The organism is Leifsonia sp. (assembly GCF_051955155.1).
GTDB lineage: Bacteria > Actinomycetota > Actinomycetes > Actinomycetales > Microbacteriaceae > Leifsonia.
Genome location: NZ_JBQCGZ010000127.1, coordinates 1 through 11,296, shown reverse-complemented (window position 1 = coordinate 11,296; position 11,296 = coordinate 1). Strand labels below are relative to the sequence as shown.

Annotated in this window: 11 protein-coding genes; 8 read left to right on the top strand and 3 right to left on the bottom strand. The window is 71.4% G+C overall.

Features of this window, described 5'->3' with window-relative positions; genetic code table 11:
- Positions 1-53 precede the first annotated feature (53 nt).
- Entirely contained in the window at positions 54-803 is a 750-nt protein-coding gene (locus ACTHMF_RS13715; RefSeq protein ID WP_314147445.1) for a trimeric intracellular cation channel family protein, read from the bottom strand.
- Positions 804-835: 32 nt separating this feature from the next.
- Here ACTHMF_RS13715 and recO point away from each other — a divergent pair, with 32 nt between their 5' ends.
- From recO to ACTHMF_RS13700, 3 genes are read left to right on the top strand one after another with little or no spacing between them, the layout of a single operon-like run.
- Positions 836-1,576, top strand: coding sequence for a DNA repair protein RecO (gene recO, locus ACTHMF_RS13710; RefSeq protein ID WP_314147444.1), 741 nt, complete (start codon positions 836-838; stop codon positions 1,574-1,576).
- Positions 1,573-2,400, top strand: a complete 828-nt coding sequence (locus tag ACTHMF_RS13705; protein WP_440318338.1) for an isoprenyl transferase — start codon at positions 1,573-1,575, stop codon at positions 2,398-2,400. Before recO ends, ACTHMF_RS13705 begins: the two co-directional genes overlap by 4 nt.
- A 29-nt stretch (positions 2,401-2,429) precedes the next feature.
- Positions 2,430-3,101: a DsbA family oxidoreductase gene (locus ACTHMF_RS13700; RefSeq protein WP_440318336.1), complete on the top strand. Its 672-nt coding sequence runs from the start codon at positions 2,430-2,432 to the stop codon at positions 3,099-3,101.
- 136 nt (positions 3,102-3,237) lie between these two features.
- Here ACTHMF_RS13700 and ACTHMF_RS13695 read toward each other — a convergent pair whose 3' ends face one another.
- Both ACTHMF_RS13695 and ACTHMF_RS13690 read right to left on the bottom strand, forming a co-directional pair.
- Entirely contained in the window at positions 3,238-3,960 is a 723-nt protein-coding gene (locus ACTHMF_RS13695; protein WP_440318334.1) for an endonuclease domain-containing protein, read from the bottom strand.
- Between the two features lie 310 nt (positions 3,961-4,270).
- Positions 4,271-4,813, bottom strand: a complete 543-nt coding sequence (locus ACTHMF_RS13690; RefSeq protein WP_440318332.1) for an aminoacyl-tRNA deacylase — start codon at positions 4,811-4,813, stop codon at positions 4,271-4,273.
- A gap of 33 nt (positions 4,814-4,846) precedes the next feature.
- Between ACTHMF_RS13690 and dusB the strand changes: the two genes are divergently transcribed.
- The 5 genes from dusB to ACTHMF_RS13665 form a co-directional block, all read left to right on the top strand.
- The gene (gene dusB, locus ACTHMF_RS13685) at positions 4,847-6,064 is read left to right on the top strand and encodes a tRNA dihydrouridine synthase DusB (protein WP_314147439.1); all 1,218 of its coding nucleotides are present in this window, start codon (positions 4,847-4,849) and stop codon (positions 6,062-6,064) included.
- Complete coding sequence (locus ACTHMF_RS13680; protein WP_440318330.1) at positions 6,054-7,343, top strand: deoxyguanosinetriphosphate triphosphohydrolase; 1,290 nt, start codon at positions 6,054-6,056, stop codon at positions 7,341-7,343. Before dusB ends, ACTHMF_RS13680 begins: the two co-directional genes overlap by 11 nt.
- Positions 7,344-7,424: 81 nt before the next feature.
- Complete coding sequence (locus tag ACTHMF_RS13675) at positions 7,425-8,582, top strand: DUF4282 domain-containing protein (RefSeq protein ID WP_440318327.1); 1,158 nt, start codon at positions 7,425-7,427, stop codon at positions 8,580-8,582.
- A gap of 57 nt (positions 8,583-8,639) precedes the next feature.
- Positions 8,640-10,532 (top strand): DNA primase, encoded by a 1,893-nt coding sequence (dnaG, locus tag ACTHMF_RS13670; RefSeq protein WP_440318326.1) that lies wholly within the window; start codon positions 8,640-8,642, stop codon positions 10,530-10,532.
- 225 nt (positions 10,533-10,757) lie between these two features.
- Positions 10,758-11,296 (top strand): ABC transporter substrate-binding protein (locus ACTHMF_RS13665; RefSeq protein ID WP_440318324.1); only part of this gene is annotated, 539 nt, incomplete at its 3' end.

Here is an 11,296-nt window from a genome sequence, read left to right as displayed (position 1 = left end):
GCGTTCGGGCCGGGATCGGGTGCAGAGTCCTCCGTAATCGACGGGTCGGGCCCTCAGGCGTCCGGCTTGTCGATGCGGTAGCGCGGGATGGCGCCGGTGTCGGTGCGCTCGAACGTGCGCTCGTCGCTCGGGCGGCGGCCGAAGGCCATCCAGCGGGGTGTGCGGATGCGGCCCAGTTCGCGCTGCTCCGGCAGGCTCCAGCCGAACCGCACCGCCAGCAGCCGGATGATCAGCGTCACGATCACGCACACCAGCGCCGCGATCGTGGCCGGGACGCCGAGGTCCACCAGCACGACCAGCACCACCGTCCCCGCGCCGGCCGCGACCGCGTACAGCGACCCGACGTGCATGAGCGCGATGGGCAGGTTGAGCAGCACATCGCGGAGGATCGAGCCGCCGACCGCCGACACCACCCCCACGAACACCGCCGGCACCTCCGGCAGCCCGAGCGCCAGCGCCTTGGTCGCGCCGATCGCGCCGAAGAGCCCGATCGTCAGCGCGTCCAGGAAGGTGATGATCGGGTCCAGCCGCCGGAACAGCCGGATCAGCAGCATCCCGACCAGCGCGGCGACGACGGTGGCCGGCAGGTACCAGTTGGACTGCAGCGCCACCGGCGTCACGTTGAGCACCAGGTCGCGGAGCAGACCGCCGCCGACCCCGGTCGCGACGCCGATGATCGCCACGCCGAGCAGGTCGAGCCTGCGGTCGCGGAAGCCGGAGGCGAACATGGCGCCCTGCAGGCTGCCGACGCCGACGGCCACCAGGTCGCCCCAGAGGGGAATCGAGAAGGCGGCGGTTGTCACCTGACACTTGTATCACGCGGGATACTGGAGTCGTGCCTGTCTACCGTGATGAAGCCGTCGTGCTCCGCACCCACAAGCTGGGGGAAGCCGACCGCATCGTCACCATGCTCAGCAGGCAGCACGGCAAGATCCGCGCGGTCGCCAAGGGCGTGCGGCGCACGGCGTCCAAGTTCGGGTCCCGGCTGGAGCCGTTCATGGTCGCGGATGTGCAGCTGTACGAGGGCCGCAGCCTCGACGTGATCACCCAGGCCGAGACGCTCGGTGCCTACGGCGCGCTGATCGCAGACGACTACGCGAGCTACACCGCCGCGAACGCGATGGTGGAGACGGCGGACCGGCTGACCGATGCCGAGGCGTCGCTCCAGCAGTACCTGCTGCTCGTCGGCGCGCTGCGGTCGCTGTCCCGGCACGAGCACGGCGCCGGGCTGACGCTCGACTCGTATCTGCTGCGCGCGCTGTCCCTGGCGGGCTGGGCGCCCAGCTTCCTGGACTGCTCGCGCTGCGGCACCCCCGGCCCGCACGACCAGGTCGTCGTCCAGCTCGGCGGCGTCGTCTGCCCGGACTGCGCACCGCAGGGTGCGCCGCGCGTCGACGCGCAGACGATCGGACTGCTCGGCGCCCTCCTCAGCGGCGACTGGGAGACCGCGGAGGCGGCGGACGATGCCACCCGGTCGAAGGCGAACGGCATCGTCGCCGCGTACACCCAGTGGCACCTCGAACGCGGCCTGCGCTCCCTGCAGCATGTCCAGCACGATCAGAAGGCGAGTGGATGACCCCCAAGCCGTACACGCACAAGGACGCGGTCGCGTACCGCCCCGTGGACTGGACCGGCGTCTACCCGCCCGCGTTCCCGCCCAGCGCCGTCCCCGAGCACGTCGCGATCGTGATGGACGGGAACGGCCGGTGGGCGAACCGGCAGGGGCTGACCCGCATCGAGGGGCACCGCGCCGGGGAGGCGTCGCTGCTGGATGTGGTGGCCGGCGCCATCCAGGTCGGCGTGAAGCACCTCAGCGTGTACGCGTTCTCCACGGAGAACTGGAAGCGGTCGCCGGACGAGGTCCGGTTCCTGATGGGCTTCAACCGCGAGGTGCTGCACCGCAGGCGCGACCAGCTCAACGAGTGGGGCGTGCGCGTCCGCTGGGCCGGCCGCAAGCCGCGGCTGTGGTCCTCGGTCATCAAGGAGCTGCAGTACGCGGAGCGGCTGACCGCTGGCAACGACGTGCTGACGCTGACGATGTGCGTGAACTACGGAGGGCGCACCGAGATCGCCGACGCCGTCCGCGGCATCGCGGAGGAGGTGGCCGCCGGCCGGCTGAAGCCGTCCGCGGTGGGGGAGAAGACCATCCAGCGCCACCTCTACCTGCCGGACATGCCGGACGTCGACCTGTTCGTGCGCAGCTCGGGGGAGCAGCGCACCAGCAACTTCCTGCTCTGGCAGAGCGCGTACGCCGAGATGGTGTTCCTGGACCGGCTCTGGCCGGACTTCAGCCGCACCGACCTGTGGGAGGCGATCGACCTGTTCGCGCGCCGCAACCGGCGCTTCGGCGGCGCGGTGGACGCGCCGGATCCGGCGGACGCCGCCCGGCTCGCGGAATAGTTGCAGCACTGCACGATGTTGACCTCGGTGTGAGCGAACCCATCAAGATCGACATCTGGTCCGACATCGCGTGCCCGTGGTGCTACATCGGCAAGCGCAAGTTCGAGGCGGGCAGCGGCCTGTTCGCGGGCGGCGGCGATGGCCGTGGCGTCGAGGTCGAGTACCACTCCTTCGAGCTGTCGCCGGACACCCCCGTCGACTTCGACGGCAGCGAGGTGGACTTCCTCGCCGGCCACAAGGGCATGCCGGCCGGCCAGGTCCAGCAGATGCTCGAGCGCGTCACCGGGATCGCGGCCTCCGTCGGCCTCGACTACGACTTCGACAAACTCAAGCACACCAACACGGTGAAGGCCCACGAGCTGCTGCACTTCGCGAAGGCGAACGGCAAGCAGCTGGAGCTGGCCGAGCGGCTGTTCCGCGCCTACTTCGTCGAGGGCGGTCATGTCGGCCGCGCCGAGGACCTCGCGGATCTGGCCGCCGAGGTGGGCCTCGACCGCGACGCCGCCCTCGCCGCGCTGGAGTCGGGCGAGTACCTGGAGGCGGTCCGCGACGACCAGCGCACGGCGGCCGAGTTCGGCATCAACGGCGTCCCCTTCTTCGTGATCGAAGGCAAGTACGGCGTGTCCGGCGCGCAGGACGCGCAGACGTTCGCCCAGGTCCTCGAGCAGGTCTGGTCCGAGCGCGAGGAGGTGTCAGCATGACCGGCGGGCCGTCCCTGATCCCGCTGGGCGACCCCGCGGCCGTCGTCTGCGACGGCGACAGCTGCGAGCTCCCGCCCGCGGCGACGCCAGAGTAGGCCGCTCAGAGGGGACCGGACACGCCGCGGGCTTGACCGTCTCACGGCGTGTCCAGTCCCCCCTGTGTGAGCGCCGTTTGGATGCGGTGGAGGGCGACGCGGGCGCGGCCGGCCAGGTGGCTGCGGTTGATCCGCAGAACCGTCCAACCGTGCGACTGGAGTGCCCATACCCTGTCGATGTCGACGCGGTACTGACGCTCGTCTGTGCGGTGATGATCGCCGTCGTACTCGATGATGATCCGCTGCGCGGGGTAGACAAGGTCCCCGTGCAGCATCCGAGCGCCGACATCGACCGGGTGGTTGACCAGCGGTTCCGGAAGCCCGGCATCGACGATCGCGAGGCGGAGGATGGACTCCATGGGCGAGTCGGTGCGGGCACGAACCCGAGGGAGCGCTGCACGCAGGCGTTGGACGCCCACGCGGCGTGCCGACGCATGAACGGCGTCTGCGAGCGCTCCGAGGGTCGTCAGGGGATCGTGTCTGCGAAGGCAGGAGTCGGCGGCGACGATCAGCTCGGCCACCGTCAGCTCGGCCGCGAGCTGGCACCAGACCTCGCAGGCTGGCGGCACCCTGCACCCGTCCACGATCGCAGTGTTACCCGCCTCGAGGGCGAGCCGGTGCCCGACGATGCCACCGCCTCGCGGAGTACGCCCGGATGCGGTGCTGGCGATGTGCAACCGGTCTGGGGTGACCACCCGCGGCGGCACCACGATGCCGAGAAGGTGCGCCGCCGTCGCATGGCTGAAACACTGCGACGGAGGCATTCGCGCCGCGTACACGCGGCAGCGTGCGTGGAGTCCAGCGTCGTACTCGGCACGAGCCGCCCGAGTCCCCCGGTACGGTGCGATCAAGTCCGAGCGGCGCAAGCGCCCCGCCGGCACGCCACCTTCGCGGGCGGCGCGGGTGGAGAATCCGTCGAGTGGCAGGTGGTCGGGGAGCGGAGCGGGTGTCGGCATGCCTCACCATGGCACCCTCGTGCAACGGTTCCCCCGTTATCCACAGGCCGGCTTTCACAGAGGGGGCGCGAGGCGCCGTTTGCACTGAGGGGGCGCGGCGTGTCGTGCCCCCGGCGGGCTACTCGGGGTCGGTGATGTCGGCCACGGTGGCGTCGAAGGCGGCGACCAGAGCGTCGGCGTCGACGAAGAGCGAGTAGCCGTGCGCTCCGGCGCCCATCGAGACGGTGCGGCCGGGGATGCTGGCGTCGGCGACGACCGGCCACGCCGTCGTGCTGCCGAACGGCGTGATGGTGCCGCGCTCGTAGCCGGTCGCGGCCAGCGCGACGGACGCGTCCGGCAGCTGCAGCTTGTTCACCGACAGGACGCGGCGCAGCTTCGGCCAGGAGATCTTGCGACCGCCGGGGACCAGCGCGAACACGAAGGTGTCGTCGCTGCGCTTGACCACGAGCGTCTTCACGATGTCCGATGGCTGGATTCCCAGCAGACTCGCGGCCTCCTCCAGGCTGCGGGCGGCCGGTCGTTCGACGATCCGGATCTCGACGCCCCGCGCACGGGCATCGGCCTCGACGCGGGCGCGACCGTCGGCGGCGTCGGCGGGCGCCGAGTCCTCCACAGCCGACGACTCGCGCACGACATCCACAGGTTCCGGGCTCTCGGACATGCACCGCCGCGCTTTCTGGGAGAATCGAATCAGATGTCTACTACCGCCACTTTCACTCCCGGTGCCACTCTAACGGGCACCACGCCGTCGTCGCGGCTGTCCATCGGACCGCTCGCGCTCGACGTTCCCGTCGTGCTCGCGCCGATGGCGGGCATCACGAACACCGCCTTCCGCCGGCTCTGCCGCGAGTTCGGGGCCGGCCTCTACGTCAGCGAGATGATCACCTCGCGCGCGCTCGTCGAGCGGACGCCGGAGTCGCTGCGGCTCATCACGCACCACGAATCGGAGACGCCGCGCAGCATCCAGCTCTACGGCGTCGACCCGAAGACGGTGCGCGAGGCCGTCACCATGCTCGTCGCGGAGGACCGCGCCGACCACATCGACCTCAACTTCGGCTGCCCGGTGCCCAAGGTCACGCGCAAGGGCGGGGGAGCGGCCCTGCCGTGGAAGCTCACGCACTTCCGCGAGATCGTGGAGGGCGCCGTCGCGGCCGCCGGGAGCATCCCGCTCACGGTCAAGATGCGCAAGGGCATCGACAGCGACCACCTCACCTACATCGAGGCGGCGAAGGCCGCGGAGGGCGCGGGCGTCGCGTCGATCGCCCTGCACGCCCGCACCGCCGCCGAGTTCTACTCCGGGCACGCCGACTGGTCGGCGATCGCGAAGCTCAAGGAGACGATCACCGGGACGCCGGTGCTCGGCAACGGCGACATCTGGTCGGCGGCGGACGCCATCCGGATGGTCGAGGAGACCGGGTGCGACGGCGTCGTGGTCGGCCGCGGCTGCCTCGGCCGGCCGTGGCTGTTCGGCGACCTGGCCGCCGCGTTCCGCGCCCGCGCCGGCGAGATCAGCGCGGAGGAGGCGGAGCGCGCTCAGGCGCACCCGACGCTCGGACAGGTGGCCGCGACGTTCCGCAGGCACGCCGAGCTGCTCGTCGAGTTCTTCGAGAGCGAGGAGCGCGGCTGCCGCGACATCCGCAAGCACGTCGCGTGGTACTTCAAGGGCTACCCGGTCGGCGGCGACCTGCGCGCGAGCCTGGCGACGGTGGACACGCTGGCGCACCTGGACGACCTGCTCGCCACCCTCGACTGGGACCAGGAGTACCCGGGCGAGGCGGCGGAGGGCCAGCGCGGGCGCGCCGGCTCGCCCAAGAAGCCGGCGCTGCCGGAGGGCTGGCTGAACAGCCGCGAGCTGGACGGCGCATCCCGCGCCGAGGTCGCCGAGGCGGAGGTGCACAACAGTGGCGGATAGCGCGACGGCCGCCGGGGTGCGGACCGAGTCCGGTCCCGCCGCGGGGTACACGGACCACGACCGGGAGCGGTGGCTGCCCGAGCAGCACTCCAACCGACGCAGCGACTTCGCACGCGACCGCGCCCGGCTGCTGCACTCCAGCGCACTGCGCCGGCTCGCGGCCAAGACCCAGGTGCTCAGTCCGACCGCCGGGCTCGACTTCGCCCGCAACCGGCTCACCCACTCGCTCGAGGTCGCCCAGGTCGGCCGCGAGCTGGCCAACAGCCTCGGGCTGGACCCGGACATCGTGGACACGGCGTGCCTCGCGCACGACATCGGGCATCCCCCGTTCGGCCACAACGGCGAGCGGGCGCTCAACAGCTGGTCCGCCGATATCGGCGGCTTCGAGGGCAACGCGCAGACGCTCCGGCTGCTCACCCGGCTGGAGCCGAAGGTGTTCGGCAGGGACGGGCACCCGTACGGCCTGAACCTCACGCGCGCGAGCCTCGACGCGAGCTGCAAGTACCCGTGGCCCGAGTCGACCTCGGTCGCCGACCCGAGCGGCCGCGCGAAGTTCGGCTTCTACGCGGACGATCACGCGGTGTTCGAGTGGATGCGCGCCGGCGCGCCTGATCGGCAGCGCTGCATCGAGGCGCAGGTGATGGACCTCTCCGACGACATCGCCTACTCGGTGCACGACTTCGAGGACGCGGTGGTCAACGGCTACATCGACGTCGCCGCGCTCGGCAGCCGGGTCGACCACGACGACCTGGTCCGCTCGATGTACGAGTGGGTCGGCGGCGAGTTCAGCCACGACGAGCTGATCGCGGCGTTCGACCGGCTCGACAGCCTGGACATCTGGCTGGAGAGCTGGGACGGCAGCAGGCGCGCCCAGGCGCACCTGAAGAACCTGACGAGCCAGCTGATCGGCCGGTTCGCACACGCGGCGGTGCACGCCACCAAGGAGACCTCCGGCAGGACGGCCCTGTTGCGCTTCGGCGCCGACGTTGTGGTGCCGGCCGGGATCCGCGCCGAGATCGCCGTGCTCAAGGGCATCGTCGCCACGTTCGTGATGTCGCGGAACACCCGCCAGCCGATCTACGCGCAGCAGCGGCAGATCCTCACCACGCTCGCCGACCTGCTGCTCTCGCGTGGTCCCGAGGAGCTCGATCCCGGGTTCCAGGAGGACTGGCGGCTCGCCAGGGACGACGCCGCGCGCAAGCGCGTCGTGGTCGACCAGGTGGCGAGCCTGACCGACCAGTCCGCGCTCAGCTGGTACGAGCGGCTCGTTCAGCACTGAGGCGCGCAGCCGAGCGGCGTGCGGGCTTGAAACCCGGGGCCGCGTGCAGAATGCTTGAGGAACGGCATCGGAGGGAGACGCATGAGCACCGCACAGCCACCGTCGGACGGCGACCGGCCCGCTGAGGGTCAGGAGGCCGCACCGGAGACGGTGGCGCCCGAGGCCGTGACCCCACCCGCCGCCAAGCGGGCACCCGCGAAGCGCACGCCGCGCGCCGGGGCGTCCGCGACGTCCTCGCCCGCTGCCGGCGGCTCGCGTGCGGGAACCGGCCGGACGACGGCCGCCCGCGGCGCCGCCGCGAAGAAGCCGGAGGACGCCGAGCTGCCCGCCAAGCGCACGCCGGCCCCGCGCAAGCGCTCGACGGCGAAGACCCCGATCTCGCCCGCGGGCGAGGCGCCGGAGATCCTGGACGCGATGCTCGGGAAGACGACCCCGACGGCGGACACGTCCTCGTCGCCCGCGGAGCCGGTTCCGACGGAGCAGGACGCGACCGTCGACACCGCGGCCCAGACCGCCGTGCTGCCGACCGCGAGCGAGTTCTACGCCGCCGGCACGACGACCGGGGCCGATGCGGCCGAGATGGATGCAGCCGCGACGACGCCCCCGACCCAGACGACCGAGGTGCTGAACCCCGCGGAGGCGGTCGCTGCGAACCAGGCTGATGAGGCTGCTCCGGTCGATGCCGCGCAGCCGGCCCCTGTGGCCGCGTCCGCCGAAGTCCCTGCTGCCGCGTCCGCCGAAGTCCCTGCTGCCGCGTCCACCGAAGTCCCTGCTGCCGCATCCACCGAGGTGCCCGCAGCCGCGCCCACCGAGGTGCCCACGGCGGGCGCCGCGTCGACGCCAACGGCCCCCACCGCCCCGAGCGCGGAGGACGAGGCGCACGCCGCGGGCTACCGCAGCGTCAACGACATCGCGGACCGCCTGGACGACTCGCGGTTCTTCTCGTCGCTGTTCGACTTCACGTTCACCTCCTACGTGACCCGCAAGCTCGCCGGTCCGGTGTACGTGGTCGGGCTGGTGCTGATCGGGCTCGGCATCGTCGTCGGGTTCGCCAACAGCCTGGGCATCGCCATCGCGACCAACTCGCCCGTCGGCGCGTTCGTGTTCCTGCTCGGTGTGCTCGTGACGCTCGTCGCGGCCGTCCTCAGCGTCCTGCTGCTGCGCGTCACGATCGAGGTCTTCTGCGCCATCATCGAGATCGCGCAGAACACCAGGGGCCGCAGACGCCCGCCGCGGTGACGCTCACGACGACCCCCGCGGCGATGGACGTCGGTCCGGCTCACTAGAATCGAAGGCATGGCCGGCCGGATTCGACAGAGCGACATCGAAGAGGTCAAGGCCCGCACCAACATCGCGGACATCATCGGCGACTACGTGAGCCTGAAGCCCGGCGGCGTCGGCTCGCTCAAGGGTCTCTGCCCGTTCCACGACGAGAAGAGCCCGAGCTTCAACGTCCGGCCCGGCGTCGGCCGCTACCACTGCTTCGGCTGCGGCGAGGGCGGCGACGTCTACGAGTTCCTGGTGAAGCTGGACCACGTGTCCTTCACCGAGGCCGTCGAGCGGCTGGCGGGCCGGATCGGCTACCAGCTGCACTACGAGGAGGGCGGAGGAGGCCCGAGCGAGTCCGGCGGCAACCGCGCGCGGCTGCTCGCCGCCAACTCCGCCGCCGAGGAGTTCTTCCGCGACCAGCTGAGCACGCCCGGCGCCGATCCGGGACGCCGGTTCCTCGGCGAACGCGGCTTCGACGCGGCCGCCGCCGCGCACTTCGGCGTGGGGTACGCCCCGAAGAGCTGGGACGAGCTGACGAAGCACCTGCGCTCCAAGGGCTTCACGCCGGAGGAGCTGCTCGCCGCCGGGCTGGTCTCGCAGCGCGACCGCGGCGTCTACGACCGGTTCCGCGGCCGGCTGGTGTGGCCGATCCGCGACGTGACGGGCCAGACCATCGGCTTCGGCGCCCGCCGGCTGCTCGAGGACGACAACGGCCCCAAGTACCTCAACACGCCGGAGACGCCCGTCTACAAGAAGGCCCAGGTGCTCTACGGCCTCGACCTCGCCAAGCGCGACATCTCCCGCAACGACCAGGTGGTCGTCGTGGAGGGGTACACGGATGTGATGGCGTGCCACCTCGCCGGCATCACCACCGCCGTTGCGACCTGCGGCACCGCGTTCGGCGTCGACCACATCAAGGTCATCCGCAGGATCATGGGCGACGACAACAGCTCCGGTTCCGTCATCTTCACGTTCGACCCGGACGCGGCCGGTCAGAAGGCGGCGGCGCGCGCGTTCGGCGAGGAGCAGCGATTCTCCGCCCAGACCTACGTCGCCGTCGGCCCGGACGGGCTCGACCCGTGCGACCTGCGGCTCACGAAGGGCGACGACGCGGTGCGCCGGATGATCGACGCGAAGAAGCCGATGTTCGAGTTCATGATCCGCCAGGTGGTGGAGCGCTACGACCTCGACTCGGTCGAGGGCAGGATGTCGGCGCTGCGGGCCGGAGCGCCGATCGTCGCCTCGATCCGCGACCCCGCCTCGCAGAACGGCTACACGCGCGAACTCGCGCGGCTCTCCGGCGCCGACCTGCAGGACGCCGTCCGCGCCGTCCGGTCCGCCCAGCGCGGCGTGCGCGGCGACGCCCAGAACCGCGGCCAGCGCCAGCAGCCCGGCCAGGACCGGCCGTACGCGGACGCGCAGGACGCGGGGGCTCCGGAGGCCGCCGTCGCGCACATCCGCCCCGCCGACCTGACCGACCCGACGCAGCGCACCGAGCGCGAGAGCCTGATGGTGCTGCTCCAGCTCCCGGGCGAGGTGGGCGCGGAGCGCGCAGCACGCGCCGTGCAGGTGCCGTTCGTGAACCCGACGCACGCCGTGGTGAAGGACGCGATCGCCAGCCAGCTGGCGACCATCGACCAGCCGGGATGGGTGGACCGGGTGCTCGCGGAGGTCCCCGCCGCGTACGCGTCCACCGTCAACGGGCTCGCCGTCGCCGCGCTGCCGCAGGCGGCGGGCGAGGCCGGCCGCTACGCCCGCTCGATCCTCGACGGGCTCATCGACAGGGACCTGCTGCGCGAGAAGGCGGAGCTGACCGGGCGGCTGGCCCGCACCGATCCCGCCGAGACCGAGCTGCGCCGCTCGCTGCAGACCGCTCTCGCGTCGATCGACCGCGAGCGGATGCGCCTGCGCGGCGAGTAGCACGGCACCGGCGCGACGCGAGCGCGCCACGACGGATTCCGCACCCGATTGCGCGAACGAGCGCGGGATTGTTGCGCGGAGGTAAAGATCTCGGCTCGATTCCTCACCGAATGCATGGAATACCAGCGTTTCATGCTAGGACAGTCCTACGCGATCCGGCGATGGCGCTCTTCCCGTGCGCCCACGCCGCGTCAGTGTCCCCACACCAGGAAGAGGTAATCGGATATGAGATCCGCACACATCGGCGGCCGGCGCCTGCTCGCCGTGTCGGCCGCGTTCGCGGCCGCGGCGCTGGTGCTCGCCGGCTGCTCCGGGAGCAACAACAACAGCTCCGGGGGAGGCGGCGGCACCCTGACCGTCGGCACGACCGACAAGATCACGTCGATCGACCCCGCCGGCTCGTACGACAACGGCTCGTTCGCGGTGATGAACCAGGTCTACCCGTTCCTGCTGAACAGCCCGTACGGCAGCCCCGACGTCAAGCCGGACATCGCCGAGAGCGCGAAGTTCACCTCGCCGACCGAGTTCACGGTCAAGCTCAAGCCGGACCTCAAGTTCGCCAACGGCCACCCGCTGACCTCGGAGGACGTCAAGTTCACCTTCGACCGCCAGCTGAAGATCAACGACCCGAACGGTCCCGCCTCGCTGCTCGGCAACCTGGACAGCGTGAGCACGCCGGACAAGACCACGGCCGTCTTCAAGCTCAAGGTGCCGAACGACCAGACCTTCGCGCAGGTGCTCTCCAGCCCCGCCGGCCCGATCGT